Raw genomic sequence first — 26,604 nt, 5'->3', positions numbered from 1 at the left:
GTCCTTCTCCTGAGGATCACGCTGGCGGTCTGCCCAGGGTCGCCAGCCTCTTCCTCGCCGCCTGCAGCAGCCCGCCACGTTCCACGGGGAGCGCCGCCTTGGTGTCCCCCAGCGCGATGATCTCGTGCACCGTGGCCGCGGCGAGCTTCGACGCCAGCGGATCGCGCGGCTGCATGCCGTTGAGCCGCGTGAGCGGAACGACGTGCACCTTCAGATGCCTGCCCATGGATTTCGACAGTTTCTGGCAGGCCGCCGTCATGGCGGCTTCGTCGGGCACCAACTGGCCGTGCGCGACCAGCAGTTCCAAGGTGCCCTGCTCGTCTTCGCCCAGCACGAAGGCGCGCACGACGGAGTCCTTGAACCTGGACCGCAGCATGGAGCGGATCGGCTCCGCCGCGGCGAAGGAGCGCAGCGCGATGCTGCGCAGCTGGTCGTGGAAGACGAAGGAGCGGTCGATCCGGATGGTCTCGGGCTGCTCGGCCTTCGCTGCCTGGCGCTTCACGATGCCGCTGCTGACCAGGTGCCCGACGGTGGCCGTGGCTTCGGGTTCCGCCAGCCTGGCGCGCCGCGCGAGTTCGGCGGTCGGGAACTGCTCGTCGGCCGGTGCCGCGTACAAGACCGTGAGCAGCTTCTGTACTTCGGGAGAAAAAAGAAAATCCGCGGCGCTCATCCTTGCCTTGTTGCTGCTGACACGAAGCCCGCATTATCCGAGCCGCACTCCACCGCAGCCTGCGCGCCTGCGCATGACGACGACCGCGCCCGCCCGTGTTCGCGCAGGCCGCGCAGGTTCACCTCCATGCCCGTGCTCTGCTGCTGCTCGTGCAGCCATTGCACGACGCGCTCGGCCCGTCTCACGCCGATGCCCCGCACCGGATACCACCAGGTCACGCCGGCATCGTTGATGCGTTGCGCCAGCTGCTCCAGCGTGCCGAAGCCGGCCTGCGCGAGCCTTTCGGACAGCAGCGGGTCGAACCACGCGGCGACGCTGTCGTGCGCCTGGGGCGCGTCCGCGCGAGATTGAAGAAGGGTGTCCATGGTGTCTCCAGGCGCGAAACGGGAAGAGCGGCGGCCCGCGATGATTCCGCGCGTGTTGTGGATCGGATCGGCTGTGCTTTGCATGGGGCATGCCAGTGCGCCTGCGCGTTGATCCACAAGAGATTTCCCGATCCGTTGATCGGATGGTGTCGTCGATTCAGACAAATGGCGTGTCTGATTTTCAAACATATGTCTGATGGCCGATCAGGGTTTGCCAGGCCCGCAAGTCCATCGCCGGAGCCGCTGCGGCGCCGCGAGGCATAGTAGCCAGCATGGACCTGCGCACACTCCGCTATTTCATCGCCGTGCTCGAAGCCGGCAGCCTCTCCCGTGCGGCCGGGGCGCTCTACGTGGCGCAGCCGGCGCTCACGGCGCAGATCAAGAAGCTGGAAAGCGAGCTCGGCGTGCAGCTCTTCGAACGCTCGCATGCCGGCGTCACGCCCACGTCGGCCGGCCTGCGGCTGTATGACGACGCCCGCCGCCTGCTGAGCGATGCCGAGGCCATGCGCGAGCGCATCCAGCGCCTGCCGCAGGGGCCCGAAGGCTCGGTCACGCTGGCCATTCCGTTCCTGCTCGCCTCGCTGCTGATGGGGCCGGTGCTGGCCGCGCTCAAGGAGTCGCACCCGCGCGTGCGCGTCTTCGTGCTCGACGGCCTGAGCCTGACGGTGTGCAAGGCCGTGCTCGAGCGCCGCGCCGACGTGGGCATCCTGGTCGACACGCCGCCTCTCGAAGGCTTGCGCTGCAGGCCGATGGCGCAGGAGGGCATGTACTTCTGCGGACGCGATACCGATGGCCGCGTCGCCCGGCTGCTGCGCGCGGCGCCCGCGGGCCGTCGGCGCTCCGCGACGAAGCCGGATGCCGGTGCGCCCGCCTATCCGCTGATCGACCTCGCCGACGCCGCCGCTCAACCGCTGGTGCTGCAGTCGCGCCGCTTCGCGATCCGGCAGGCGGTGGAGGGCGCTGCGAGCGCTCGCGGCGTGCCGCTGAACATCGTCCACGAGCACGATTCCGCGCGCGTGATCCGCTCGCTCTACCTCAGCGGCGCCGGCTTCACCTTCGTGCCGGCCTGTGCGCTGAACGACAGCCCGGCGCCGCGCGAAGGCTGGCTGGTCGCGCGCGTGGTGAACCCGGAGCTTTCGCGCGCATACACGCTGGTCACCGCCGAGCGGCCGCTCGATGCCGTCACGCAGGTGGTGGTGGATGCGCTGACCTCCGAGGCACGGAGCCTGATCAGGCAGCGCAAGTGGATGGCCGAGTGGATGATGCGCGGCTGAGCTCACGCCGAGGCACAACGGGCCATCAATTCCGTTGATGGCCGCGGATCAGCAAACAGTATTTCTCCTGCGGCGCCGCTTCTGGAACAGTGCCGTGAACCGCAAAGGGCGGCACCCAGGAGACAAGCATCAATCCCCCATCCATTTCCCCAAGGCGCGTGGTCGCCAATGTCGGCGCTCTCGTGGCGCGCAGCGCGCGTGCCAACGGCCGGCGCATCGCGGTGATGAGCCCCGCGCGCACGCTCAGCTACGCCGAACTGGAACAGCGCAGCAACCGCCTCGCCAACGCGCTGCTGGGCCTCGGCCTCGCGCGCGGCGACCGCGTGGGCATCTACCTGGCCAACTGCGCCGAGATCGTCGAGATCGAGATCGCCTGCTACAAGGCCGGCCTGGTGAAGGCGCCGTTCAACTCGCGCCTGTCACCGAGCGAGGTGGGCGAGATCGCGGCCAACAGCGAGGCCGCGATCATCGTCACCACCAGCGAGCGCGCCGAGAGCTTCCGGGCGCACATCCGCGGCGAGATGCCGCGCCTGCTGCTGCTGGACGGCGATGCCGCGACGAACTACGAGGCCGCGCTCGCTCGCGCCAGCGATGTCTTCGCGCCGGTGGAGGTGCATGCCGACGAGCTCGCGGTGCTGCACTACACCTCGGGCTCATCGGGCGTGCTGAAGGCCGCGATGCAGACCTTCGGCAACCGGCTCGCGCAGCTGCGCAAGTTCCTGATCCGCTCCGAGGGCATGCACGAAGGGCACATCCTCGGCCTGGTGGGACCGGTCACGCATGCCTCGGGCATGCAGATCGTGCCGGCGCTGTGCAGCGGCGTGACGATCCGCCTGTTCTCGGGCTTCGAGCCGGCGCGCTTCATCGCCGACATGCGCGCCGACCGCGTGACGCACACCTTCATGGTGCCGACCATGATCAACATGCTGCTGGGCGAGCTCGAGGGCCAATACCGCCCGCTGCCCGACCTGCAGCGCCTGGGCTACGGCGCCGCGCCGATGGCGCCGGCGCGCATCCTCAAGGCCATGGACGTGTTCGGCCCCGTGCTGTCGCAAGGCTACGGCGCGGGCGAGACCACCTCTGGCGTGTGCGCGCTGACCACGCACGACCACCTTCATGCCCGCGCCGCGCGGCCCGAGCGCCTGGCCTCGTGCGGGCGCCCATTGCTCGAATGCGACGTGCGCATCCTCGACGACGAGGGCCAACCGGTGGCCACCGGCGAGATCGGCGAGATCGTGGTCGGCGGCGAGGACATCTTCGCCGGCTACTGGCGCGCGCCCGAGCTCACGGCCGAGGTGCTGAAGAACGGCCGCTACCACACTGGCGACCTCGCGCGCATGGACGAGGAGGGCTACGTCTACATCGTCGACCGCAAGAAGGACATGGTCATCAGCGGCGGCTTCAACGTCTATCCCTCCGAGGTAGAGGCGGTGCTGTTCCAGCACGAAGCGGTGCAGGAAGCCTGCGTGTTCGCGATTCCCGACGACAAGTGGGGCGAGTCGGTGGCGGCGCACGTGGTGCTCAAGCCCGGCCGCGCGGCCGAGGGCACGGCCATCGACGCTTTCTGCGGCGAGCGGCTGGCGGGCTTCAAGCGCCCGCGCCACATCGAGTTCGTGGCCTCGCTGCCGAAGAACCCCAACGGCAAGGTGATGCGCAAGGCGGTGCAGGCGCCGTACTGGGCAGGCCAGGAGAGGATGGTGAACTGAGATGGATGCGACGACGACACCCGCCATCAACAACATGGCACCGATCTTCGCGGGGCCCTTCGAGGGCTCGGAGCGCGCCGCCGAAGTCATCGGCCGCGTGCAGGCCTTCCTGAACGGCGAGCTGGCCGACCTGGCGCGCGAGCACGACATCGACAGCGAGCGCGGCGCGCCCCGCGAGCTGCTGCAGCGCGTGTGGAAGCGCTCGCGCGAGCTGGGCTTCTACGGCATGACTCTTCCCGAGAAGATGGGCGGCATGGGCCTCTCGGTGCTCGACCACGCGCTCATCAAGGAAGCGATCTACGCCACCGGCTCGCCCTTCGCGCCGCATGTGTTCGGCGAGCTGAGCGGCCCGCCGCGTGTGGGCGCGCTGGCACGCTTCGCGACGCCGTGGCAGATGCGGAACTTCATCGTGCCGGTGGCCGAGGCCGAGAAGGCCATCTGCTTCGCGCTGACGGAAGAGCAGGCCGGCTCCGATGCCGGCGCCGTGCAGACGCACGCGGTGCTCGACGGCGACGAGTACGTCGTCAACGGCCGCAAGCGCTTCATCTCGGGCGCGCCCTTCGCCGATTTCGCGGTGCTGGTCGCCTCCACCGCCACCGCCACCGACCCCGCGCAGCGCGAGGTGTCGGCCTTCTTCGTCGACCTGGCGGCGCCGGGCGTGCGCGTGGAATCGGGCTACAAGACCATGGCCGGGCAGTCGGGCACCGGCAACATCGTGTTCGAGAACGCGCGCGTGCCGGCCGCCAACCTGATCGGCGAGCAGGGCCGGGGCCTGGCGCTGGCGCTGGGCCGCATCACCGTCAACCGCCTGCTGCATTGCCCGGCGATGGTCGGGCTCGCGCAGGTGGCGCTGCGCGACGCGCGCGACTACGCGCTGCGGCGCCGGCAGTTCGGCCGCGCCATCGGCCAGTTCCAGGCCATCCAGCACATGCTGGCCGACATGGCGACGGAGCTGGCGGCCGCGCGCGCACTGATGATCCACACCGCGCGCCAGATCGACGCGGGCTCGGACGCGCGCGCCGAGGCCTCGATGGCCAAGCTGTTCTGCTCCGAGACCGCCTTCCGCGTGGCCGACCGCGCGGTACAGATCCACGGCGGCGAAGGCATCGTGCAGGGCCGGCGCGTGGAGTTCCTCTTCCGCCTGCTGCGCATGTACCGCGTGCTCACCGGCACCAGCGAGATCCAGCGCAACACCATCGCCAAGGAACTGCTGGCGTCCGAGGCGGGTTGAGAACGCCTTGCGCGTTCCGAAGAAGCACACAAAGAGACAAGCGACAGGAGACAAGACAATGACCGATCCGCATCGCCGCAAGCTGCTTGGGCACGCCCTGGCCGCCATGCTGCTGCCCCTGGGCACGGGCCTCGCGCGGGCCGAAGAGGCCTACCCCAGCCGTCCCATCAAGTGGGTGCTGCCCTACCTGGCCGGCACCGGCCCCGACATCACCGCGCGCATCCTCGCCGAGGCGGTGGCGCCGGTCATCGGCCAGCCGGTGGTGATCGAGAACAAGGCCGGCGCGGCCGGCAACATCGGCGCGCGCATCGTCGCCAAGTCTCCGGCGGACGGCTACACCTGGATCTACTCGGCCGCGCCCATGGCCGCCAACATGCGCATGTACCGCAACCCGGGCTACGACGCGCTGAAGGACTTCCGCCACGTGATGCGGCTGGCCAGCTCCGACGTGGTGCTGGTCGTGAACGCCAGCTCCGACGTCCGCAGCCTGGCCGACCTCGTGGCCAGGGCCAAGGCGCAGCCCGGGCAGCTGGCCTATGCCTCGGGCGGCGTGGGCACGCCTTCGCACCTGGGCGTGGAGATGCTGCTCTCGGCCGAGAACGTCACCGCGCTGCATGCGCCCTACAAGGGCGCCTCCGAGCTGGTCAACGCGGTGCTCGGCGACCAGGTCGCGTTCGGCATGCCGATCTTCAGCGTGGCCTATCCGCAGATCGTGGCCGGCAAGCTGCGTCCGCTGGCGGTGGCGGGAGCGAAGCGCAACCCCGTGCTGCCGCAGGTGCCCACGCTGGCGGAGCAGGGCGTGAAGGGGGCCGAGCTCACCTCGTGGGGCGGCATCTCGGTGCCGGCTGGCACACCCGACGCCATCGTGCAGCGCATCCGCACCGCCTTCGAAAAGGCGCTGGCGCAGCCCAGGGTGGTCGCGGCGCTGCAGGAGCAGGGCGGCAGGGTCGACATGCAGGACGGTTCGACCTACACCACCGGCTTCACTAAAGAGATGGTATTCACCGAGGCCATGATGAAGAAGGTGGGGCTGGAGCCGCTCTGAGCCTGCCGGGCGCGGCCATGACTTTGGGCACTTACGGTGCCCCACGGGTCGCAAATAGCATCCGGGGGATGACAGAGACCGACAGGCCCGCATCCCCGGCCGAGGAGACCCGGCGACAGCGAGACCCCGCGCGGCCGCGCGCCATCCTGGTCGTGGACGATCACGACCTCGTGCGCATGGGCGTGTGCGCGCTGCTGGAGGCCAACGTGTCGGCCACGCCCATCGAGGTGCTAGAGGCCGGCAACCTGGCCGAGGCCATGGCGGTCTTCGAGGACAACCAGGAAGCGATCGAACTGGTGCTGCTCGACCTGGCGCTGCCCGACACGCAGGGCCTGAGCGGGCTCATGGAATTCCGATCGCGCTATCCCGAGGCGCGCATCGTGGTGCTCTCGGGCACCGGCACCACGACGCTCGCGCAAGACACGCTCGCGCAGGGAGCGATGACGCTGGGCGCCTTCGCGTACCTGCCGAAGTCGGCCACGCTGCGCGAAGTCGTGAGCTTCATCCGCGCCTGCGGCCTGCTGGGCGGCGACGCGGTGAACTACCAGCCTCCCGCCATGCCCGCGCCGTCCGATGCCGTGGCGCCTTCGTCCAGCAACGCCCGGCACAAGCTCACGAAGCGGCAGCTGCAGGTGCTCAACTGGCTGCTGGAGGGAAAGAGCAACCACGAGATCGCCTTGCTGGCCGAGATCAGCGAAGGCACGGTCAAGAACTATGTCGCGGGCATCCTGCTGCAGTTCGGCATGCGCGCGCGCGCGCAGTTGATCAGCAGCCTGCGCTGAGCCGGACCCTGCCGCGGCAGGCAACGGGGCGCGATGAAGGCCTCGAAGGGAGACAAGGGAAATGAAGAAGAACGATCCGGCCCCGGGGCGCTTGCCCGTCGACGCCACGCTCGAGTTGCGCGTGCTGCGCGAGCACGTCGCCTCGCTGTACGCGGGCCACACCACGGCCATCGTCGCGCACATGGGCTTCGCCATCGGCATCGGGTGCTTCGGCTACTTCTTCGTCGATCCGGCCTTCAGGCTGCTGATCGTGGCGCTGATCACCGCGATCGTGCTGGTGGACCTGTACGCCATCGTCACGCCGCGCTGGACGCCGCAGGTGCCGCTGTCGGAAACGCCCGCGTGGGCGAAGAAGTACACCCGCATCGTCACAGCGGTCAGCACCGTGACCGCGCCCAGCAGCCTCTTCCTCGTGAGCATCCAGGACTCGATGCTGACCACTTTCGTCACGGTGGTCATCATGGGCAGCTGGACCCGCGCGGTGCAGGCGCGCTGGCCGCTGCGCACCGCGATGTTCGGCTACGGCATTCCGATGATGAGCGGGCTCATCATCTCGCTGGCCTGGTATGGCGGCGCGCTCAACTGGTTCCTGGCCGGCTTCGCCTTCGTCAACCTCGTGCTGACGCTGAGCGAGGGCGTCAAGCAGAACAAGCGGCTGACGGCCACGCTGATCCTGCAGTTCGAGAACGAGGCGCTCGCCGCGCAGCTGCGCGAGCAGATCGCCGCCACCGAGCGCGCCAGCGCCGAGAAGACCCACTTCCTCGCCGCCGCCAGCCACGACCTGCGTCAGCCCATGCATGCCATCGCGCTGTTCGGCGCCGCTTTGGGCAACACGCTGCGCCACCGGCCCGAGGAGCGAAACGTCGAGCGGCTGATGCGCGCGGTGAACGCGCTCGGCGCATCGCTGGACACCATGCTCGACATCTCCCGGCTCGACGCCGGCGTGGTGCAGCCCGTGCCGATCGCGCTGGGGCTCGACGAGCTGCTGCTGCCTCTGCACAACACCTTTTCCGTGCAGGCCGAGCGCAAGCGGCTGCAGCTGCGCGTGCGCGCCAGCGGCCTGTGGGTGCGCAGCGACCCGCAGCTGCTGTACCGCATGCTCTCCAACCTCGTTGACAACGCGCTGAAGTACACGCGCCAGGGCGGCGTGACCGTGATGGCGCGCAGGCGCGGCGAGCAGGTGTGGATCGAGGTGCGCGACACCGGCATCGGCATCGCCCCCGAGCAGGCGGAGCGCATCTTCGAGGAGTTCTACCAGGTGAACAACCCGGGGCGCGACCGCTCGCGCGGCCTGGGCATCGGGCTGTCGATCGTGCGGCGCCTCGGCCGCCTGCTCGGCCACGGGGTCGAACTGCGCTCGCGCCCCGGGCGCGGCACGCGCTTCCGTCTCGTGCTGCCGCTGGCCGAACCCTCGGAGGCATCGCAGGACAGCCTGCCGCTGCAGGAATTCGAATCGCCGGTTCGCCACTTCTTCCAGGTGCCGGAACTCGGCGGGCGCGCACTGCTGATCGACGACGAGGAGGACATCCGCGAGGCGATGACCGAGCTCATGCGCGCCTACGGCATCGACGTCGTGGCGGTGGCCGACGAGGCCGAGGCAGTGGAAGTCCTTGCGCAGCCCGACGCGGACCTGAATCCGGTCGCATTGCTGATGTGCGACTACCGCCTGGGCGACGGTGCCGAGGGCCTGCAGGTGGGACTGCGGCTGCGCGAGCGCTTCAGGCTCGATGCGCCGATGCTGCTCATCACCGGCGAGACCGCGCCCGAGCGCCTGCAGCGCGTGCGCGAGTGGGGGGTGCCGGTGCTGTTCAAACCGGTCAGCGCGGCCACGCTCATGCAAGCCATCATCGAGCTCGTGCATATGGATGCGCGCATGGAGGACGCCTGAACCCGCCACGCGTCCGGCGAACCGGCTGGCACCGGCATTCCTGGGCGCGCCGCTGCATGATGCCGACGGTGCGCAACGGCAGCGGCGTGCCGCGCTTCTCCATCACCACCGAGCACGGCTACAACGAACAGGTGATCGACGGCTCGGCGGCGATGCCCACCGGCCGGTGGGTGCATGTGGCGGTGACCGTGTCGGACACGCTGGGCACCCTGTACGTGGACGGCGTCGAAGCCGGCTCCAACGCGCAGATGAGCCTCGCGCTCGCCGACCTCGGCGCTACCACGCAGAACTGGCTGGGCCGCTCGCAGTATTCGAGCGATGCCTTCCTGAAGGGCCGCATCGACGACTTCCGCATCTACGGCGGTGCGCTGGGCAGCGCGGAGGTGGCGGCGCTGGCGCCGTAGGCCGCGCGCCTTCGGTTGCCTGGCCTCAGCTGCTTTGCCGGGCCATCAGCTCGAAGCCCAGGTCCACCGTTCGCTCGGCCACGGTCTCCCCGCGCATCAGCGCCAGCAGCATCGCGGCCGCGCGTTCGCCGATCTCGCGGCGCGGCGTGCGCACGGTGGTCAGCGGCGGCAGCATCTGGTCGCTGCCGCCCAGATCGTTGAAGCCGGCGATCGCCACGCGCCGCGGCACCTCGACGCCGTTGCGCAGCGCGGCCAGCAGCGCGCCCTGGGCGAGGTCGTCGTTGCAATAGAAGATGGCGTCCACGTCGGGGTGCCGCGCGAGCAGGTCCTCGAACTGGCGGCCGCCCAGCGCCATGGAAGTCGGCCCCGGCACCAGCAGTTCGAGCGCGGGGTCGTGGCAGCCCGCCGCGCGCAGCGCCTCGCGATAGCCCTCCAGGCGCATCATCACGCGCGGATCGAGCTGGCCGGCGGCATAGGCGATGCGCCGGCGGCCGCGTTGCAGCAGGTGCTGCACGATGGCGCGGCCCGCGTCGCGCTGCGAGAAGCCCACGCTGTGCACGCCCGCGTCGGCCGAGGTTTCCATCAGGTACACGCAGGGCGCGTTGCTGCGCTCCAGCATCTGCACGGCCGCGTCGCTCCGGTCGAAGCCCGTCAGCAGCACGCCGGCCGGGCGCTGCGAGAGGTAGCTGCGCAGCAGCGCCTCTTCCTGCCTCGGGTCGTAGTGCGTCACGCCGATGAGCGACTGGAAACCGTGCGGCGACAGCGCGTCCTGCACCGCCTCGAGCAGCTCCACGAAGAGCTGGTTGGTCAGCGACGGGATCAGCACCGCCACGTGGGAGCTGCGCGCCGAGGCCAGCGCGCGCGCCGCCACATTGGGCACGTAGCCGAGCTGGTCGACCGCCGCCTGCACGCGGGCCTGCAGCTCGGGCGCCACGTTGCGCGCGCCGCGCAGCGCCCGCGACACGGTGATCGGGCTCACCCCGCAGGCGCGCGCCACGTCGTCGAGGGTGACGTGGCTGGAAGAGCGGGAGCGCGGGCGGTCGGGGGTGTCGGCCATGGTCGGGCGTGTCTCAGGGTTAATACCAATCCGGATTTGGATAGCGCTGTCCTAGGATAGCGCTATCCCAGCCCCTGGCCGATTCGGAAAAACCCGAGCGCCCACCAGAGCGGGCTTTTTTTGAATCGTGCAGGATAGCGCTGTCCCGAAGCTGTCCAGCCCACCGGGCCGCCGCCTTGCCTTGTTTTCGCAAAGGCCCGGATCCAGGAGACAACCCATGTTCGGAATGAGCCAAGAGATCTTCCTGCTCGTCGACGCCCTGGTGGCGATCCTCGGGCTGATCCTTCTGATCACGCGCTGGCGCGTGCACCCCTTCATCGCGCTGACGCTGGCCGCGGGCTTCCTGGGCCTGACCTCGGGCATGCCGGTGGACAAGGTGATGAAGTCCTTCCAGGACGGCTTCGGCGGCGTGCTGGGCTTCGTGGGCATCGTGCTCGGCCTGGGCACCATGCTCGGCAAGATGATGGCCGAGTCGGGCGGCGCCGACCGCATCGCGCGCACGCTGATCGACGCCTTCGGCCGCGAGCGCGTGCACTGGGCAATGATGTTCGCGGCCTTCCTGGTCGGCATCCCGCTGTTCTTCGAGATCGGCTTCGTGCTGCTGATCCCGCTGGTGTTCATCGTGGCGCGGCGCACCGGCGTGTCGCTCATCCGCATCGGCATCCCGCTGCTGGCGGGGCTTTCGGTGGTGCACGGCCTGGTGCCGCCGCATCCGGGGCCGCTGCTGGCCATCGGCGTGTTCAACGCCGACATCGGCAAGACCATCTTCTACGGCCTGATCGTCGGCCTGCCCACCGCGATGATCGCGGGCCCGGTCTTCGGCAAGTTCATCTCGAAGTACGTGCCGGGCGAGGCCTCGCCCGAGCTGATGGAACAGCTGGCGCGCGAGCCCGAGGCGCGCGAGCTGCCCGGCTTCGGCATCACGCTCGTCACCGTGCTGCTGCCGGTGGCGCTGATGCTGCTGAAGACCTTCGCCGACGTGGCGCTGGACGAGAAGAACATCGTGCGCCAGTGGATGGACTTCATCGGCCACCCGATCACCGCGCTGCTGGCGGCGCTGCTGCTGTCGCTCTACACCTTCGGCACCGCGCGCGGCTTCACGGCCAGGCAGATCATGAAGTTCGTCGACGACAGCCTCGCGCCCACCGCGGCCATCGTGCTGATCATCGGCGCGGGCGGCGGCTTCAAGCAGATGCTGGTGGCCAGCGGCGTGGGCAACGCGATCGGGCAGATGGCGCTGCATGCGCAGGTCTCGCCGATCCTGCTGGCCTGGCTGGTGGCGGGGCTGATCCGCATCGCCACCGGCTCGGCCACGGTAGCCACCATCACCGGCGCGGGCATCGTCGCGCCGCTGGCGACCATGGTGCCGGGCGTGAACCGCGAACTGCTGGTGCTGGCCACCGGCGCGGGCTCGCTGATTCTTTCGCACGTCAACGACGCGGGCTTCTGGCTGGTGAAGCAATACTTCAACATGAGCGTGGCCGAGACCTTCAAGACCTGGACCGTGATGGAAACGCTGATCTCGGTCGTGGCCATCGTCTTCATCATGCTGCTGAACATGGTCGTCTGAGGAGAAAAGCATGGGTCGCATCGTCATCGGCGTCGACATCGGAACCACCAGCACGAAGGCCGTGGCCTTCACGCCCGCCGGGCGCGTGCTGGCGCACGACGCGACCGAATACCCGCTGCTGCAGCCCGAGGCTGGCGCCGCCGAGCAGGACCCGCAGCAGATCTTCCAGGCCGTGCTCTCGGCCATCGCCAGCTGCGTGAAGCAGGCCAAGGCTGCGCCCGCCGACGTGCTCGCCGTGTCCTTCAGCGCGGCGATGCACAGCCTGATCCTGGTCGACGACGCGGGCGTGCCGCTCACGAACAGCATCACCTGGGCCGACCACCGCGCCTCGACCTGGGCCACGCGCATCCGCGACGAGTGGGACGGCCTCGCGATCTATCGCCGTACGGGCACGCCGATCCATCCGATGTCGCCGCTGGCCAAGCTGGTGTGGCTGCGCCACGAGCGCGCCGAGCTCTTCTCGCGCGCCGCGCGCTTCGTCGGCATCAAGGAGTACGTGTTCTTCCGGCTCTTCGGCCAGTGGCAGGTCGACCATTCGATCGCTTCCGCCACCGGCCTCTTCGACATCGAACGGCTCGAGTGGGACGAGGCCGCGCTCGCGCTCGCCGGCGTGCGCGCCGAACAGCTTTCGCGCCCGGTGCCGACCACCTGGCACGTCGAGGGCCTCGCGAGCGACGTGGCGAAGCAGCTGGGGTTGGCCCGCGACACGCCCTTCGTCATCGGCGCCAACGACGGCGTGCTCTCCAACCTCGGTGTGAACGCGATGGCTCCCGGCGAGGTGGCAGTGACCATCGGCACCAGCGGCGCGATGCGAACCGTGGTCGACCACCCGATGACCGACCCCGAGGGCCGCACCTTCTGCTATGCGCTCGCCGAGCGGCGCTGGGTGGTGGGCGGGCCGGTGAACAACGGCGGCATCATCCTGCGCTGGGTGCGCGACGAGTTCGCGTCGGCCGAGGCCGAGACCGCCAAGCGCCTGGGCATCGACACCTACGAGGTGCTCACGCGCATCGCCGAGCGCGTATCGGCTGGCTCCGAAGGACTGGTGTTCCACCCCTTCCTCACCGGCGAGCGAGCGCCCTACTGGAACGCCGACCTGCGCGGCTCCTTCTTCGGGCTGGGCATCCACCACCGCAAGGAGCACATGATCCGCGCGGTGCTCGAGGGCGTGATCTTCAACCTGCACAGCATCCTGCCGGCGGTCGAATCCATCGCCGGGCGCAGTGCACGCATCAAGGCCACCGGCGGCTTCGCGCGCTCGGGCATGTGGCGCCAGATGATGGCCGACGTGTTCGACCGCGAGGTGGTCGTGCCCGAGAGCTTCGAGAGCTCCTGCCTCGGCGCCGCGGTGCTCGGGCTCTACGCGCTGGGCCATGTCGATTCGCTCGACGCGGTCGCGGGCATGGTCGGCGCCACCCATCGCCACACGCCCAACGCCAAGAACGCCGCGCTCTACCGGCAGCTGCTGCCGGTGTACCACTCGCTGCCGCGCAAGCTCGGCGAGGAATACCGGCTGCTCGCCGCGTTCCAGCAGCAGACGGCGGTGCCACCGTCGCAGCGGCGAAGCTGACGGCCTGCCGGTCGTCGTTGTCCCCCGGAGATTTGCTGAAGGAAAACCGGTCTTGCTGAACACGATGACACCCGCTTCCGTTCCACACGCGCATCCGCATCCGCACGCGAAAGCCGCGCGACCCCTGTCGCCGGCACGGCGGCATGGCGCGCGCGGCATCGAGGCGGCCGCATGGCGCAAGGCGGTGTCCCCCGCGCCGGTTCGCGCTGGCGAAACGGGCGACATCTGCGCCACGGTCCGGTGCGAGCCGGCCTCCGGGCCCGCGGCCCACGCGAGCGCAACGCGCTGCATGCACGACCACGAGCTGCACCTGATCGGCGCCGCGCCGGCACGCCTGCGCATCGGCAGCGGCGGGGACGAAGAGGTCCACAGCTTCGCACCCGGCACCGTCGTGCTGCTCGGGCCCCGGCTGCCGCGCAGCCTCGCGTTCGAGCATCGCGCGCTGCCGGGCAGCGGCTCCACGGATGGATTGGTGCTGCGCTTCGGCGACGAGCCGCTCAAGCGCGGCATGGCGCTCTTCCCGGAACTCGCCGACGCAGGGCCGCTGCTGGCCCGGGCGCGGCTGGGCGTGCGGTTCGTCGGCCTGGAAGCGGGCACCATCGCGCGTCTGCGCCGCGTGGAGGCGTCGAGCGGCCTCGCGCGCTTTGCCGAATTCGCCGCGCTGCTGAACGAACTCGCGCAGTGGCGCGACTACCGCGTGCTCTCCGGCGTCGCGCTGGCCGGCGAAGGCCTGGGCGAGGACGCCCGCGCGCTGCGCATGTGCAAGGCGATCGACCACATCCGCGACAACTACGCCGAAGACCTCTCGCTTGCCGATGTTGGCGCGATCGTGGGCATGCGCGAGAACGCCTTCTCGCGCAGCTTCCGCCGCACCACCGGTCAGACCTTCACCGACTTCGTGATCGGCCTGCGCGTGGCCAGGGCCTGCCGGCTGCTGGCAACGACGCGCCAGCACGTGAGCAGCATCTGCTACGAGGTGGGCTTCAACAACGTCTCGAACTTCAACCGGCACTTCCGGCGGATCGAGGGAATGACGCCGGGAGAATTTCGCGCCCGCCAGCCGGGAACCGCCGGCTGAAGCCCGGCCGGCATCCTCTCGCCGCGCTCAGCTTTCGCCGGCGTGGCCCTGGTGCTGCGGCAGGTCGTCGGTGATGGTGAACCACGGCGCCTTGGAGCCCACGAAGATGTGCGCGCCCGGGCGGATGGAGGGCGCGTCGACCAGCGTGCCCAGCGTGACGTGCACGTACTGCCCGTCGCGCACCACCGAGCACAGCAGCGAGCCGCATTTCGCGCAGTGCAGGTCGCCCGCGTCCGGCTTGCCGTAGACCGTGATGCCGTCTTCGCCCTGCGTGATCGCGAACTTGCTTCGCTCGATGCCCGCGAAGGGCTTGAAGGCCGAGCCGGTCGCGCGGCGGCAATCGGCGCAGTGGCAGTTGAGCGAATAGGTGAACTCGTCCGCCACCGCGTAGTGGACGGCGCCGCACAGGCACCTGCCGGAAAGCATGCGCGGCATGGGGCTCAGCCCGCCAGCCCCACGTACACGTTCTGCACGTCGTCGTTCGCGTCGATGGCAGCGAGGAAGGTTTCGACTTCCTCCAGCGCCTCGGCGCTCAGGCTCGCCGGATCGACGGGGTTCTTCGGCTTGTAGCCCAGCTTGGCCGACAGCACGGTGAAGCCTTGCGCGGGCAGGGCGCGGCTCACGAGGTCGAGGTCGGTGGGGTCGGTGAGGAAGACGGCGGGGTGGTCCTCGCCGGCCGGTTCGAAGTCCTGCGCGCCGGCTTCGATGGCGGCCACTTCGGGGTCGGCGTCGGGGCGGGCGGGCTCGGCCTCGATCATGCCGACGTGGTCGAAGTCCCAGGACACCGAGCCCGAGGTGCCGAGCTGGCCCTTGCGGAAGAGCACGCGCATCTCGGGCGCTGTGCGGTTCACGTTGTCGGTGAGGCATTCGACCATCACCGCCACGCGGTGCGGCGCGAAGCCTTCGTAGATCACGTGCTCGTAGTTGACCGATTCACCCGTCAGGCCCGCGCCTTTCTTGATGGCGCGGTCGAGCGTTTCCTTGGGCATCGAGGCCTTGCGGGCCTGCTCCACCGCCAGCCGCAGGCGCGAGTTGGAGGCAGGATCGGCGCCGTTGCGCGCGGCCACCACGATTTCCTTGACGAGCTTGCCGAACAGCCGGCCCTTGGCGTTGGCGGCGATGTCCTTGTGCTTGGCTTTCCACTGGGCGCCCATGTCGTTTCCTTGAATGAATATGTATTGCTTGCGGCCTTGTCTGGCTCTTTTGAAGAAAGAAGGGCTCGATGACCGGGAGGGGCGACTACTGTAGCCTTCTTCCCATGACCGCTCCACAGGACACCTCGTACGTCACGCCGTTCGAAGCAGGCAACGGCAACCAGACCACCACCTGGGCCGAATGCATCGCCTTCTACGAGCGGCTGGCCAGTGATTTCCCCGGCGTGCTGCGCTGGGGCGAGATAGGCACCTCGGACACCGGCGCCCCGATCCATGCGGGCGTGGTCACCGTCGACGGCGTGTTCGACCGCGAAACGCTCAAGCGGCAGGGCCGCCCGGTGTTCTTCAACAACAACGGCATCCACCCTGGCGAGCCCGAGGGCATCGACACCTGCATGGCGCTGGTGCGCGACTTCTGCACGCAGCCCGACAGGCTGGCGGCACTGGGCGACACGGTGTTCCTCTTCATCCCGGTCTACAACGTGGACGGCTGCATCGACCGGCAGAACACTTCGCGCGTCAACCAGCTCGGGCCCGAGTCCTTCGGCTTCCGCGGCAACGGCCGGCACCTGGACTTGAACCGCGACTTCATCAAGTGCGACAGCCTTGCGGCGCAGGTGTTCAACCGCTTCTTCACCGCCTGGGACCCGGACGTGATGGTCGACACCCACACCTCCAACGGCGCGGACTACAGCTACACCATGACGCTGATCCCGACCCAGCCCGACAAGCTCGGCGGCGGGCTCGGCGCCTTCCTGCGCGAGAACATGCTGCCCGCCGTCTACGCCGGCATGGCGCGGCGCGGCTGGCCTACCTGTCCGTACATGAACCTGCTGGCCGAGACGCCCGACGACGGCATCGAGGACTTCCTCGACACGCCGCGCTTTTCCACCGGCTATGCCGCGCTGCACCACACCATCGGCTTCATGCCGGAGACCCACATGCTCAAGCCCTTCGCCGACCGCGTGGCGTCGATGCGGGCGCTGGTGGAGACGGTGCTCGACTTCAGCATCGCGAACGCGGCGCGCATCCAGGAGCTGCGCCGCGAGGCAAAAGCGAAAGCCGCACGGCAGGCGCGCTGGCCCCTGACCTGGCGCAACGACCGCAGCCGGCCCGCGAGCCTGCGCTTCAAGGGCTACAGCGCGGTCCGCACGCCCAGCCTGCTGGGCAGCTACGAGCGCCTGGCCTACGACCGCAGCCGGCCGTGGGAGAAGGACATCGTGCATTTCGACCGCTGCGTCGAGGAAGCGACGGCCGCCGCGTCGAAGGCCTATCTCGTGCCCCAGGCATGGCGCGAGGCGATCGAGCGGCTGGCGTGGAACGGCGTCGAGTTGCAGCGGCTCGAGGAAGACCGGCTCTTCGACGCGGCGCGCGTCTACCGCATCCGCGACGTGACCTCGCGCCCCGGTGCCTACGAAGGCCACATGTTCCACGACGAGGTGGTGCTGACCGAAGGCACCGAGCCCTTCCAGGCGCGCGCGGGCGACGTCCTCGTTTCGCTGGACCAGCCGCGTGCCCGCTACGCGGTCGAGACGCTGGAGCCGCTCGCGCACGACAGCTTCTTCCGCTGGGGCTTCTTCAACAGCGTTCTGGAGAAGAAGGAGAACTTCTCGGCCTACGTCTTCGAGGACACGGCGCTGCGCATGCTGGAGGAAGAAGCCGGGCTCAGGCAGCGCTTCGAGCAATGGAAAGCGGAGCACCCCGCTCTGCTGTCCGACCCGAAGGCGGTGCTGGGCTTCATCTTCACGCACGGGCGGCGGCATGCGGAGGCGGGGTGGCGGCGCTATCCGGTCGTCGCGCTAATGCGATAGCAGGCCCTAGTCAGCTGGCCGGAACCCCGGCAGCGCATGCATGCGCCGCCGCAGCGCCTCGACGAAGGCCGTGACCCGCGCCGGCCGGTACAGCCCCGGCGGCAGCGCGACGTGCACGCCGATGGGCTCCAGCCACCAGTTGGGCAGCACGCGCTTCAGGCGGCCGGCCTGCATGTCCTCGTGGCACATCCATGGCGCCGCCGCGCCGATGCCGGCGCTGTTGAGAATCGCGCGGTAGCTCGCGAGCAGGCTGTCGGTGCGGATGGGCGTATCGAGCGCCACGATGCGTGAGCGGCCCCTGCGGTCGATGAGCCGCACGTTGCCCGTCACGTACGGGATCAGGCCCACGCACGGCACCTGCGGCAGCCGTGCCAGCGTGACGGGGCCTGTGCGCTCGAGCAGCTCGGGCGTGGCGATCAGCACCCGCTCCATGCGGCCCACGGTGCGGCAGACGAGGCCCGGGTCGCGCACCTCGCCCACGCACACCCAGCATTCGGCGCCCGAGGCCGCCAGGTCGACCACGCGGTCGGTCAGCGTGAGCTCCACGCGCAGCTGCGGATGCGCGGCGCGCAGGTCGGTCACCGCGTCGGTGAGGAAGCCCGTGCCGTAGCCGGAGGGGCCGATCACGCGCAGCGTGCCCTCGGGCCGGCTCTGGCCGCCGCGCAGCCGCTGCGACAGGCCCGACCAGCGGTCGGTCAGGTCGTGCGCCTCGGCCAGCAGCGAGCGGCCTTCGTCGGTGAGCGAGAAATTGGCCGTGTTGCGGATCGCCAGCTTGCAGCCCAGCAGCCGCTCCAGCTCCAGCAGGCGGCGGCTCACCGTGGGCTGCGTGGTGTCGAGCAATCGCGCCGCCTTGCTGAGCGATCCGCTCTCGCCGATGCGGATGAAGGTCTGGAGCAGGTCGAGCCGGTCGTGGGCGTTCTTCATGCGCCAGACGTATAGCACTTCATCGGGCCATACGTCTACCCGCAAAGGCCTGTCATGCCTATCGTCCGGGGCTGCGAACGAATGGATTACCTACCGATGAGTGCCTCGACCGAAGACAAAACCCCCCGTACCGTGGGCGACACGCCCAAGGGCGGTTCCGTGCTCGGCTTCTATGCCGCCAAGGGCTCCCCCCGGCCGCCGCGCATCGCGCGCGGCGAGGGCGTCTACCTGTGGGACGAGGGCGGGCACCGCTTTCTGGATGCAACGGCCGGCGCGGTGGTCGCCAACATCGGCCACGGCAATCCGCGCGTGCTGGCCGCCATGCAGGAGCAGGCGGCGCGCGTCACCTTCGCCTATCCGCGCTTCTTCGAGAGCGAGCAGAGCATCGAACTGGCCGACCGCGTCTGCGCGCTGGCGGGCGAGGGCTTCGACCGCGCCTTCTTCGTCTCGGGCGGTTCCGAGGCCAACGAGTCGGCGATCAAGCTGGCGCGGCAGTACGCGGTGGTCACGGGCCAGCCCAAGCGCGCCAAGGTCATCTCGCGCAATCCGAGCTACCACGGCTCCACGCTGGGCGCGCTGGCGGTGACGGGCGATGCGCACACGCAGTCGATCTACGGGCCGATGGTGCGCGAGATGCCGAAGGTGAGCGCGCCGCTGTCCTACCGCGTGCCCGCGGGCCATACCGCCGAGAGCCATGCGCTGGCCTGCGCCGACGAGCTGGAGACCACCATCGTGCGCGAGGGCGCCGACACGGTGCTGGCCTTCATCATGGAGCCCATCGGCGGGCTCTCGACCGGCGCGGCGGTGGCGCCCGCCGCGTACTTCGAGCGCGTGCGTTCCATCTGCGACCGGCACGGCGTGCTGCTGATCTACGACGAGATCATGAGCGGCGCGGGCCGCACCGGCGCCTTTCTCGCGGCGCACCACTGGGCCGGCGCGCGGCCCGACCTCGTCACGCTGGCCAAGGGGCTGGCCGCGGGCTACACGCCGTTGGGCGCGCTGCTGGCGCCCGAGCGCATCGTCGATGCGGTGGCGGGCAGCGGCGGCTTCGTGCACGGCCACACCTACTTCACCAACCCGCTGTCGTGCGCGGTGGCGAACGCGGTGCTCGGCGAGGTGATCGAGCAAGACCTCGTGAGCCGTGCACGCGACATGGGCGAGCTGCTGATGGCGCGACTGCGCGAGGTGGCGGAGCGCTCGCCCATCGTGGGCGACGTGCGCGGCAAGGGGCTCTTCACCGCCATCGAGATCGTGGCCGACAAGACTACCAAGCGGCAGCTGCCGGCAAGCTTCAACGCGCCGGCGCGGCTCACCGAGCACGGTCTGAAGCACGGCATCGCGCTGTACAACCGGCGCGCCAACCTGGGCGCCTTCGGCGACTTCCAGATGATCACGCCGCCGCTGACCATCACGCCCGCCGAGATCGACGAACTCGCGGAACTGCTCGAACGCTCGCTGCGCGGACTGGCCGACGAGATCGCGGCCAAGGGCCTGGCCACCGCGGCATGACGATGCAGCAGCAGAAAGCCCTTCCGCCCCACCGCAGCCTGCGGGTGCCCGGCGTGCACGGCTACACCGACCGCAAGAGCGTGGCCGCCGGCGAGGTGGTGCGCTTCCACATCAGCAGCGACGTGCCCTACACGCTCTCGGTATGCCGGCTGGGCCCCGACACAGAGGGCCGCACCGCCGACACGGTGCTGCACAGCTTCGAGCCTTCCGCGCCGCGCGCGCATCCGATCCACCCCGGCTCCTATGTGCGCATCGAGCGCGGCCTCGACCAGCCGCTGCGCTCGCTCGCGCTCGAGTGCTGGGTGCAGGTGTGGAGCGTGGGCACGCGCCAGAGCGTGATCGGGCAGTTCGACCTGCCGGGCGCCTGCGGCTACGGGCTCTTCGTCGACGAGGACGGACGCGCGGTGTTCTATCTGGGCGATGGCGCGGCGTTCCGGACCGAGGGTCAGCTCTCGGGCGGCACGCTGCAGCCGAGGCGCTGGCACCACATCGTCGCGACGTGGGACGGCAGCGAGACGGTGCTGTGGCTCGACGGCGAGGCGGTCGCGCGCGGCCGCTTCGACGGCCCGATGCAGCCGGGTCGTGCGCCGCTGCGCCTGGGCAGCAGCGGCATCGACGGCCTGGCGGATGCGTTCCTCGAAGGCGACATCGCCATGCCCGCGATCTACTCGCAGGCGCTGCGGCCGGACGAGGTGCGCGCGCGCTTCGCCGACCGCGGCCTGCACACGCCGCGCGGCCGCGCCGTGCTCGCCTGCTGGCCCTTGCGCGAGGAGCGCGGCGAGGTGGTGGCCGATGCCAGCGGCCACCAGCGCACCGGCCGCATCGTCAACCACGGCACCTGGATGATCGTCGGCCCGGCTTTCGAGCCGAGTCGCGTGAACGAGTTTTCCGACGAGGGCTACGACCCGCTCACCGACCCCACGCGCGGCCACGGCCTGCGGTTGGCGAGCGACGATCTCTACGACTGCCGCTGGCCCGAGAGCCATGCCTTCCGCATTCCGCCGGATGCGAAGTCCGGCGTGTACGTGGGCCGCGTGAGCTTCACGCTCGAGGGCCGGCCCGCCGAATACGACATCGCCTTCATCGTGCGCCGCGCCGCGAATCGTGCTCCCGCGCCGGTGCTGGTGCTGTGCGCCACCAACAGCTGGCTGGCCTACGCGGCCACGCCCTTCGCGAAGAACGTCGCGAGCGACCCGGTGTGGCCGCGCCGCTCGGCGGGCCTGGAGAACAGCCACCCCGAGGCGCCGGCCTTCTGCAGCTACACCTACCACCGCGGCGGCCAGCCCACCTACCAGGTGGGCCTGCGCATGCCCTGGCCCAACGCCAGCCCCAATGCGCTGTACGACCCGGCCGATGCCGGCTTCAGCCAGTGGACCCGGCTGGAGCGCCGCCTGCACGTGTGGCTCGATCGCTGCGGCTACGACTACGACGTGGCGAGCGACCTCGACCTGCACCGCGATCCGGGCCTGCTGAAGGCCTACAAGACGGTCTTCATCAACGGCCACAGCGAATACTGGTCGCTGCCGGCGTGCGACGGGCTCGACGACTACCTGTCGAACGGCGGTACCGCCATCGTGCTGTCGGGCAACACCATGTACCTGCGCGTGAGCTACGACGAGGAATGCACGGTGATGGAGCAGCGCAAGGTGCGCGGCCCCGGCGACGAGGACGGCGCGGAGTCGGTCGAGTTGCGCCCGCCCGCCGGCCCCTACGGCGAGCAGTACCACTCGCAGGACTGGGCGCGCGGCGGCCAGTTCAGGCAGGCGGGGCGCTCGTGCGCCGAGCTCATCGGGCTGGAATCGGCGGGCTGGGCCTTTGCCGACGGCGACGACTTCGGCGTGTACCACGCGACGCGGCCGGAGCACTTCCTGTTCACCCAGCCGCATCCGCTGGGGCTGACTGAAGGCGCCACTTTCGGCCACGCGCCGGGCGGTGGCTTGCCGCGCGCCATCGGCCACGAATGGGACCTGAGCGTCGCGACGCTGAACCGCATGACGCGCAGGCTGCCCGCCGGTGAAAGGCTGCCCGAGCCGCAGCGCGGCATCCAGGTCATTGCCGAGGGGCGCAGGCAGCACCCCGGGCGCCTCGATGCCTACCTCGACTACTACTCGCAGCCGACCGATTCGCTTGGCGGGCTCTCGGCCGAGATGATCTATTGGGAGCGCCCGCAAGGCGGCCGCGTGTTCAACGCAGGCGCCGTCGGCGCGAGCTGGGTGCTCGGCGCCGACCCCTCGTTCGAAGGGCTGCTGCGCAACGTGCTGCACCACTTCGGCGTCCGGCCCTCGACAGGCGCGGACCTTGCAGTTCAACCATCCCTGGAGCACGCAGCATCATGAGCACCATCGCCCCACGCACCGCCGACCTCTCGGAACCCGCCGGGCCGGCCTCCCGGCAGAGCACACTGAGGGTCATCACCGCCATCTCCATCGGCAATGCGCTGGAGTGGTTCGAGATCGTGATCTACGGCTTTCTGGCCGTCACCATCTCCAAGCTCTTCTTCCCGGCCGAGAACGACACCGTGTCGCTGCTCATCACGCTGGGCACCTTCGGCGTGACTTTCGTGATGCGGCCCGTCGGCTCGCTGGTGCTGGGCGCGTACGCCGACGCCAGGGGGCGCAAGAACGCGCTGACGCTGTCGATGGCGCTGATGCTGTGCGGCACGCTGCTGATAGCGGTGGCGCCCACCTTCGCGCAGATCGGGCTGTGGGCGCCGGGCCTGGTGATCCTCGCGCGGCTGCTGCAGGGCTTCGCGGCGGGCGGCGAGTTCGGCAGCGCCACCGCGCTGCTGGCGGAGCAGGACCCGCGCCGCCGTGGCTTCTTCTCGAGCTGGCAGTTCGCGAGCCAGGGCATCACCACCTTCCTGGCTGCCGGCTTCGGCATGGGGCTCAACGCGCTGCTCACGCCCGAGCAGCTGCTGTCGTGGGGCTGGCGCATCCCGTTCTTCTTCGGCCTGCTGATCGGGCCGGCGGGGCTGTACATCCGCCGCCATCTCGACGAGGGCATGGAGTTCAAGCGCGCCGCGCAGGAAGCCGCGCCGGTGCGCGCCACGCTGGTCGACCAGCGCGGTCGCACGCTGGCGGCGATGGGCCTCATCATCCTCGCGACCATCGTGGCCTACACGGGGCTCTTCATGCCCACCTTCGCGGTACGGCAACTGGGCCTGCCGCCTTCGATGGCCTTCGCGGGCACCTTCTGGTTCGGCGTGCTGCAGTTCGTGCTGGTGCCGCTGTTCGGAAGCATGTCGGACCGCGTCGGGCGCATTCCCGTGATGCGCGCCGCGGCGCTGGTCATGCTGGTGATGATCGTGCCGCTCTTCTACCTGCTGGTGAACCATCCTTCGGTGCCGGCGCTGATGCTGGCGCTCACGGCGATGGGCGTGGTGGCCTCGGCCTACTGGGGGCCGATCTCGGCGGCGATGTCGGAGCTCTTCCCGGCGGCCACGCGCGGCACGGGGCTGTCGGTGAGCTACAGCTTCGGCGTGGCGATCTTCGGCGGCTTCGCGCCCTTCATCAGCGCCTGGCTCATCACCGCCACCGGCAGCAAGATCGCGCCGGCGTTCTACGTGGGCTTCGGCGTAGTGGTGAGCCTGATCGCGCTGCGGGCGGCGCGCGGCTACGGCGTGAAATGAAATAGCAGTTTTTTCCAAGCCGGCGCGCCGCGCCGTTCCTAAGCTGCGGTCATTCCTCAACTTGCCGAACGGATGACCATGCGAGCCAGCGACGCGCAGCAAAAGACAGAAACATTCCACCGACTGCACGCCGGCCCCGCGCCGCTGGTGCTGGTCAACGCATGGGACGCCGCGAGCGCCCGCATCGTCGAGCGCGCCGGGGCCGGCGCCATCGGCACCACCAGCGCGGGCATGGCCTGGTCGCTGGGCTATGCCGACGGCGAGCGCATGCCGGTCGATGAACTGCTCGCGGCCTGCGCGCGCATCTGCCGCGTGGCGGGTGTGCCGGTGAGCGTGGACATCGAGAGCGGCTTCGGCGACAGCGCGCAGGCGGTGCGCGAAGTTGTGGCCGAACTGATCGGCATGGGCGCGGCCGGCATCAACATCGAGGACGGCACCCGGCCCGGCACGCGCGAGCTGGCATCGCCCGAGGTGCTGCGCGAGCGCATCGCGGCCATCCGCGGGCTGGATGCGCGCTTCTTCATCAACGCGCGCACCGACGTGTACTTCGTGCCATGGGACGACCCGGTGGCACGCTTCGAGGAGGCGCTGCGCCGCGCGAAGCTCTACGCGGCGGCGGGCGCGGACGGCATCTTCGTGCCGGGCATGTCCGACCCCGACGAGATCGCGCGGCTGGCCGGCGCGCTGGCACTGCCGCTCAACGTGTACGCGGGCTATGCGGGGGCGCCGTCGGCCGATGCCTTCGCGAAGGCCGGCGCGCGGCGCATCAGCCTGGGCTGCGGGCCGCTGCAGTCGGCGCTGGGGCTGGTGAACCGCATCGCTGCCGAGGCCTTCGGGCAGGGCCGCTTCGGCAAGATGGGCGAGGGGATGCTGTCGGTGGGCGAGCTCAACGCGCTCTTTCCCGCCACGGCCTGAGCCTCGCCCGAACCTCGTGCCGGCCAGGCGGGTTCGGGTACAGTGGGCGCCCCTTGCCGCAGCCCAGCCCGTCAGAAACCGTCTCTTCGCACAGCATCCGCCTCGATGCGGTGACGCTGGTGCGCGGCAGCCACCGCGTGTTCGGGGGGCTGACGCTCGACCTGCAGGAGATGCGCATCGGCCTCGTCGGCGACAACGGCGCGGGCAAGAGCAGCCTGTTCCGCCTCATCAGCGGGCTCGACCAGCCCGAGCAGGGGCGCGTGGTGGTGCATGGCTGCGACACGCAGGCCGACCGCGGCCAGCTCGCGAAGCACGTGGGGCTGATGTTCCAGAACCCCGACGACCAGATCATCTTCCCGACCGTGGCCGAGGAACTGGCCTTCAGCCTCACGGCGCGCGGCGAGACGCGGCAGGCGGCGCGGCAGCAGGCGCGCGACTTCCTTGCGCGGCGCGGGCTCGAAGCCTGGGCCGGGCGCGCGGTGAGCGAACTGAGCCAGGGCCAGCGCCAGCAGGTGTGCCTGCTGGCCCTGCAGATCAGCGAGCCGGCCACGCTGCTGCTCGACGAGCCCTTCGCCAGCCTCGACCTGCTGAGCCAGGCGCGGCTGGCCGCGCAGCTGCAGGAGAGCGATCACCAGATCCTCGTGTCCACGCACCTGCTGGAGCATGTGTACGACTTCGAGCGCGTGCTGTGGCTCGAACAGGGCAGGGTGCGCGCCGACGGGCGGGGCCGGGAGATCTGCGAAGCCTATGCCGAAGACGTGCGCGAGCGCGCGGCGGCCGAGCGGGGGCGCCATGCGTAGCCTCTATTCGGAACAGCCGACGTGGCTGCATGCGATTGCGGCGTGGGTGAAGCTCGCGGTGCTGTCGGTGTGCGGCACTCTGCTGGTGCTGGTCGAGCGGCCTGTCTATCTGGCGGTGGCCTGCGCGGTGGTGCTGCTGGGGTTCGCGTCGCTCGGCCGGCCGGCGTGGCGGCGCATACGCATGCTGCTCGGCGTGGCCATCGCGGGCGGGCTGATCGTCGGCTTCCACTGGGCAATGGGCACCACGCTGCTCGGCGTGGCGAGTGCGCTGCGGCTGGCCAGCGCGGCCACGCTCGCGCTCATGCTCACGCTCACCACGCGCTTCGAGGACCTGCTGGCGGTGCTCGAAGCCGTGCTCCATCCGCTGCAGCGCCTGGGCGTGCCCACGGAGCGCATCGCGCTCGGCCTTGGCCTGATGCTGCGCTTCGCCGAAAATTTCTATGTGCAGTGGCAGCGCCTGGACGACGCCTACCGCGCGCGCTCGGGCCATGGCGGCGGGCTGCGGCTGCTGGCGCCGCTGACCATCCGCACGCTGCAGACGGCGGAGCGCGTGGCCGATGCGCTGGCCGCGCGGCTCGGACGCTGAGCCTCTTTTTTCGTTTTTTTCTTCTTCTCGATTGCCATCGCCATGACCACCACTTCAGGCTCCCTCGCTTCCTCCCGTTCGCTGGCGTACATCGCGCTCTTCGCGGCGCTGATGGCGGTGTTCGGCCTGATCCCCAAGATCGACCTGCCTTTCGGCGTGCCGATCACGCTGCAGTCGCTGGGTGTGATGCTCGCCGGTTGCCTGCTCGGGCCTCGCCGGGGCTTCCTGGCCATCGCGTTGTTCCTGCTGGCGGTGGCGCTGGGGCTGCCGCTCTTGCCCGGCGGCCGTGGCGGCTTGAGCGTGTTCGTGGCGCCGGCCGGCGGCTTCCTGTTCGGCTGGATGTTCGGCGCCTTCGCCTGCGGCCTGCTGATGCGCCTGGCCGTGCGCCGCATCGGCGGCGCGACGGGCCTTCCGCTGCTGGCGGCGGCGTTTCTCTCGGCGCTGGTCGGCGGGATCGGCGTGGTCTACGCCTTCGGCATCGTCGGGCTCTCGTTGATCGCGCACATGTCGCTGTCGCAGGCTGCGCTGGCCATGCTGGTGTTCATTCCGGGCGACCTCATCAAGTGCGGCATCTGCGCGATGCTCGTGCAGACGGTGATGCGCGGCATGCCGGGCTGGCGGCTGGACCGCGACTGAA

At 69.9% G+C, this 26,604-nt stretch carries 24 protein-coding genes; 18 read left to right on the top strand and 6 right to left on the bottom strand.

The window, feature by feature from the left end:
- Window positions 1-16: 16 nt before the first annotated feature.
- Window positions 17-670, bottom strand: coding sequence for a hypothetical protein (locus tag EJP67_RS13860; protein ID WP_126022296.1), 654 nt, complete (start codon window positions 668-670; stop codon window positions 17-19).
- The gene (locus EJP67_RS13855) at window positions 667-1,035 is read right to left on the bottom strand and encodes a phage integrase family protein (RefSeq protein ID WP_126022295.1); all 369 of its coding nucleotides are present in this window, start codon (window positions 1,033-1,035) and stop codon (window positions 667-669) included. Before EJP67_RS13855 ends, EJP67_RS13860 begins: the two co-directional genes overlap by 4 nt.
- A 272-nt stretch (window positions 1,036-1,307) precedes the next feature.
- Here EJP67_RS13855 and EJP67_RS13850 point away from each other — a divergent pair, with 272 nt between their 5' ends.
- The 7 genes from EJP67_RS13850 (at window position 1,308) to EJP67_RS13820 (ending at window position 9,365) form a co-directional block, all read left to right on the top strand.
- Window positions 1,308-2,309 carry a LysR family transcriptional regulator gene (locus EJP67_RS13850; protein ID WP_126022294.1) on the top strand — a complete coding sequence of 334 codons (1,002 nt, stop codon included), beginning with the start codon at window positions 1,308-1,310 and terminating at the stop codon, window positions 2,307-2,309.
- A gap of 158 nt (window positions 2,310-2,467) precedes the next feature.
- Entirely contained in the window at window positions 2,468-4,015 is a 1,548-nt protein-coding gene (locus EJP67_RS13845) for an AMP-binding protein (RefSeq protein WP_206169496.1), read from the top strand.
- Between the two features lies 1 nt (window position 4,016).
- Window positions 4,017-5,246: an acyl-CoA dehydrogenase family protein gene (locus EJP67_RS13840; protein ID WP_126022292.1), complete on the top strand. Its 1,230-nt coding sequence runs from the start codon at window positions 4,017-4,019 to the stop codon at window positions 5,244-5,246.
- Window positions 5,247-5,304: 58 nt separating this feature from the next.
- Entirely contained in the window at window positions 5,305-6,291 is a 987-nt protein-coding gene (locus tag EJP67_RS13835) for a Bug family tripartite tricarboxylate transporter substrate binding protein (protein ID WP_126022291.1), read from the top strand.
- A 68-nt stretch (window positions 6,292-6,359) separates the two neighbouring features.
- Window positions 6,360-7,073, top strand: a complete 714-nt coding sequence (locus EJP67_RS13830; RefSeq protein WP_126022290.1) for a response regulator transcription factor — start codon at window positions 6,360-6,362, stop codon at window positions 7,071-7,073.
- A 61-nt stretch (window positions 7,074-7,134) separates the two neighbouring features.
- Window positions 7,135-8,961, top strand: a complete 1,827-nt coding sequence (locus EJP67_RS13825; RefSeq protein ID WP_126022289.1) for an ATP-binding response regulator — start codon at window positions 7,135-7,137, stop codon at window positions 8,959-8,961.
- 56 nt (window positions 8,962-9,017) lie between these two features.
- The gene (locus EJP67_RS13820) at window positions 9,018-9,365 is read left to right on the top strand and encodes a LamG domain-containing protein (protein WP_240650652.1); all 348 of its coding nucleotides are present in this window, start codon (window positions 9,018-9,020) and stop codon (window positions 9,363-9,365) included.
- Window positions 9,366-9,390: 25 nt separating this feature from the next.
- Here EJP67_RS13820 and gntR read toward each other — a convergent pair whose 3' ends face one another.
- Entirely contained in the window at window positions 9,391-10,422 is a 1,032-nt protein-coding gene (gene gntR, locus EJP67_RS13815) for an HTH-type transcriptional regulator GntR (protein ID WP_126022288.1), read from the bottom strand.
- A gap of 217 nt (window positions 10,423-10,639) precedes the next feature.
- Between gntR and EJP67_RS13810 the strand changes: the two genes are divergently transcribed.
- From EJP67_RS13810 to EJP67_RS13800, 3 genes are all read left to right on the top strand, one after another.
- Entirely contained in the window at window positions 10,640-11,992 is a 1,353-nt protein-coding gene (locus tag EJP67_RS13810) for a GntP family permease (RefSeq protein ID WP_126022287.1), read from the top strand.
- A 10-nt stretch (window positions 11,993-12,002) separates the two neighbouring features.
- The gene (gntK, locus tag EJP67_RS13805) at window positions 12,003-13,562 is read left to right on the top strand and encodes a gluconokinase (protein WP_126022286.1); all 1,560 of its coding nucleotides are present in this window, start codon (window positions 12,003-12,005) and stop codon (window positions 13,560-13,562) included.
- Between the two features lie 64 nt (window positions 13,563-13,626).
- On the top strand, window positions 13,627-14,640 hold the full coding sequence (locus EJP67_RS13800; RefSeq protein ID WP_126022285.1) for a helix-turn-helix domain-containing protein: 1,014 nt from the start codon (window positions 13,627-13,629) through the stop codon (window positions 14,638-14,640).
- A 27-nt stretch (window positions 14,641-14,667) separates the two neighbouring features.
- Here the strand turns inward: EJP67_RS13800 and EJP67_RS13795 are convergent, their stop codons facing one another.
- Together EJP67_RS13795 and EJP67_RS13790 are read right to left on the bottom strand one after the other, a co-directional pair.
- Window positions 14,668-15,066, bottom strand: coding sequence for a GFA family protein (locus EJP67_RS13795; RefSeq protein WP_420824266.1), 399 nt, complete (start codon window positions 15,064-15,066; stop codon window positions 14,668-14,670).
- A 14-nt stretch (window positions 15,067-15,080) separates the two neighbouring features.
- On the bottom strand, window positions 15,081-15,794 hold the full coding sequence (locus tag EJP67_RS13790; RefSeq protein ID WP_126022283.1) for a YebC/PmpR family DNA-binding transcriptional regulator: 714 nt from the start codon (window positions 15,792-15,794) through the stop codon (window positions 15,081-15,083).
- Between the two features lie 104 nt (window positions 15,795-15,898).
- Between EJP67_RS13790 and EJP67_RS13785 the strand changes: the two genes are divergently transcribed.
- Entirely contained in the window at window positions 15,899-17,605 is a 1,707-nt protein-coding gene (locus EJP67_RS13785) for a M14 family zinc carboxypeptidase (protein WP_126022282.1), read from the top strand.
- A 6-nt stretch (window positions 17,606-17,611) separates the two neighbouring features.
- On the opposite strand, the gene EJP67_RS13780 is transcribed toward EJP67_RS13785, so the two are convergent.
- A complete protein-coding gene (locus tag EJP67_RS13780) occupies window positions 17,612-18,529 on the bottom strand; it encodes a LysR family transcriptional regulator (protein WP_126022281.1) in 918 nt (305 codons plus the stop codon).
- A gap of 96 nt (window positions 18,530-18,625) precedes the next feature.
- On the opposite strand from EJP67_RS13780, the gene EJP67_RS13775 reads away from it, so the two are divergent.
- The 7 genes from EJP67_RS13775 to EJP67_RS13745 all read left to right on the top strand — a co-directional run bounded on the left by EJP67_RS13775 (window position 18,626) and on the right by EJP67_RS13745 (window position 26,603).
- Complete coding sequence (locus EJP67_RS13775; RefSeq protein WP_126022280.1) at window positions 18,626-20,038, top strand: aminotransferase family protein; 1,413 nt, start codon at window positions 18,626-18,628, stop codon at window positions 20,036-20,038.
- 2 nt (window positions 20,039-20,040) lie between these two features.
- The gene (locus EJP67_RS13770; protein ID WP_240650651.1) at window positions 20,041-22,374 is read left to right on the top strand and encodes a LamG domain-containing protein; all 2,334 of its coding nucleotides are present in this window, start codon (window positions 20,041-20,043) and stop codon (window positions 22,372-22,374) included.
- A complete protein-coding gene (locus EJP67_RS13765) occupies window positions 22,371-23,666 on the top strand; it encodes an MFS transporter (RefSeq protein ID WP_126022278.1) in 1,296 nt (431 codons plus the stop codon). Before EJP67_RS13770 ends, EJP67_RS13765 begins: the two co-directional genes overlap by 4 nt.
- A gap of 78 nt (window positions 23,667-23,744) precedes the next feature.
- Entirely contained in the window at window positions 23,745-24,581 is an 837-nt protein-coding gene (locus tag EJP67_RS13760; RefSeq protein ID WP_240650650.1) for an isocitrate lyase/PEP mutase family protein, read from the top strand.
- 53 nt (window positions 24,582-24,634) lie between these two features.
- On the top strand, window positions 24,635-25,381 hold the full coding sequence (locus tag EJP67_RS13755) for an energy-coupling factor ABC transporter ATP-binding protein (RefSeq protein WP_126022276.1): 747 nt from the start codon (window positions 24,635-24,637) through the stop codon (window positions 25,379-25,381).
- A complete protein-coding gene (locus EJP67_RS13750) occupies window positions 25,374-25,967 on the top strand; it encodes an energy-coupling factor transporter transmembrane component T family protein (protein ID WP_126022275.1) in 594 nt (197 codons plus the stop codon). Before EJP67_RS13755 ends, EJP67_RS13750 begins: the two co-directional genes overlap by 8 nt.
- Window positions 25,968-26,009: 42 nt before the next feature.
- Complete coding sequence (locus EJP67_RS13745; RefSeq protein ID WP_126022274.1) at window positions 26,010-26,603, top strand: biotin transporter BioY; 594 nt, start codon at window positions 26,010-26,012, stop codon at window positions 26,601-26,603.
- Window position 26,604 lies beyond the last annotated feature (1 nt).

The organism is Variovorax guangxiensis, from assembly GCF_003952165.1.
Lineage (GTDB): Bacteria > Pseudomonadota > Gammaproteobacteria > Burkholderiales > Burkholderiaceae_C > Variovorax > Variovorax guangxiensis.
The sequence above is the reverse complement of the archived record's forward strand: the minus strand, read 5'-3'. Positions and strand labels throughout refer to the sequence as shown.

What these genes read in the sequence shown, in the direction of transcription:
- EJP67_RS13765 (WP_126022278.1), top strand. Translation starts at nt 22,371, where the DNA reads ATGAGCACCATCGCCCCACGCACCGCCGACCTCTCGGAACCCGCCGGG.
- EJP67_RS13800 (WP_126022285.1), top strand. Translation starts at nt 13,627, where the DNA reads ATGACACCCGCTTCCGTTCCACACGCGCATCCGCATCCGCACGCGAAA.
- EJP67_RS13770 (WP_240650651.1), top strand. Translation starts at nt 20,041, where the DNA reads ATGCAGCAGCAGAAAGCCCTTCCGCCCCACCGCAGCCTGCGGGTGCCC.
- EJP67_RS13820 (WP_240650652.1), top strand. Translation starts at nt 9,018, where the DNA reads ATGATGCCGACGGTGCGCAACGGCAGCGGCGTGCCGCGCTTCTCCATC.
- EJP67_RS13855 (WP_126022295.1), bottom strand. Translation starts at nt 1,035, where the DNA reads ATGGACACCCTTCTTCAATCTCGCGCGGACGCGCCCCAGGCGCACGAC.
- EJP67_RS13810 (WP_126022287.1), top strand. Translation starts at nt 10,640, where the DNA reads ATGTTCGGAATGAGCCAAGAGATCTTCCTGCTCGTCGACGCCCTGGTG.
- EJP67_RS13760 (WP_240650650.1), top strand. Translation starts at nt 23,745, where the DNA reads ATGCGAGCCAGCGACGCGCAGCAAAAGACAGAAACATTCCACCGACTG.
- gntR (WP_126022288.1), bottom strand. Translation starts at nt 10,422, where the DNA reads ATGGCCGACACCCCCGACCGCCCGCGCTCCCGCTCTTCCAGCCACGTC.
- EJP67_RS13795 (WP_420824266.1), bottom strand. Translation starts at nt 15,066, where the DNA reads ATGCTTTCCGGCAGGTGCCTGTGCGGCGCCGTCCACTACGCGGTGGCG.
- EJP67_RS13840 (WP_126022292.1), top strand. Translation starts at nt 4,017, where the DNA reads ATGGATGCGACGACGACACCCGCCATCAACAACATGGCACCGATCTTC.
- EJP67_RS13750 (WP_126022275.1), top strand. Translation starts at nt 25,374, where the DNA reads ATGCGTAGCCTCTATTCGGAACAGCCGACGTGGCTGCATGCGATTGCG.
- EJP67_RS13830 (WP_126022290.1), top strand. Translation starts at nt 6,360, where the DNA reads ATGACAGAGACCGACAGGCCCGCATCCCCGGCCGAGGAGACCCGGCGA.
- EJP67_RS13775 (WP_126022280.1), top strand. Translation starts at nt 18,626, where the DNA reads ATGAGTGCCTCGACCGAAGACAAAACCCCCCGTACCGTGGGCGACACG.
- EJP67_RS13780 (WP_126022281.1), bottom strand. Translation starts at nt 18,529, where the DNA reads ATGAAGAACGCCCACGACCGGCTCGACCTGCTCCAGACCTTCATCCGC.
- EJP67_RS13860 (WP_126022296.1), bottom strand. Translation starts at nt 670, where the DNA reads ATGAGCGCCGCGGATTTTCTTTTTTCTCCCGAAGTACAGAAGCTGCTC.
- EJP67_RS13785 (WP_126022282.1), top strand. Translation starts at nt 15,899, where the DNA reads ATGACCGCTCCACAGGACACCTCGTACGTCACGCCGTTCGAAGCAGGC.
- EJP67_RS13850 (WP_126022294.1), top strand. Translation starts at nt 1,308, where the DNA reads ATGGACCTGCGCACACTCCGCTATTTCATCGCCGTGCTCGAAGCCGGC.
- EJP67_RS13825 (WP_126022289.1), top strand. Translation starts at nt 7,135, where the DNA reads ATGAAGAAGAACGATCCGGCCCCGGGGCGCTTGCCCGTCGACGCCACG.
- EJP67_RS13835 (WP_126022291.1), top strand. Translation starts at nt 5,305, where the DNA reads ATGACCGATCCGCATCGCCGCAAGCTGCTTGGGCACGCCCTGGCCGCC.
- EJP67_RS13745 (WP_126022274.1), top strand. Translation starts at nt 26,010, where the DNA reads ATGACCACCACTTCAGGCTCCCTCGCTTCCTCCCGTTCGCTGGCGTAC.
- EJP67_RS13790 (WP_126022283.1), bottom strand. Translation starts at nt 15,794, where the DNA reads ATGGGCGCCCAGTGGAAAGCCAAGCACAAGGACATCGCCGCCAACGCC.
- gntK (WP_126022286.1), top strand. Translation starts at nt 12,003, where the DNA reads ATGGGTCGCATCGTCATCGGCGTCGACATCGGAACCACCAGCACGAAG.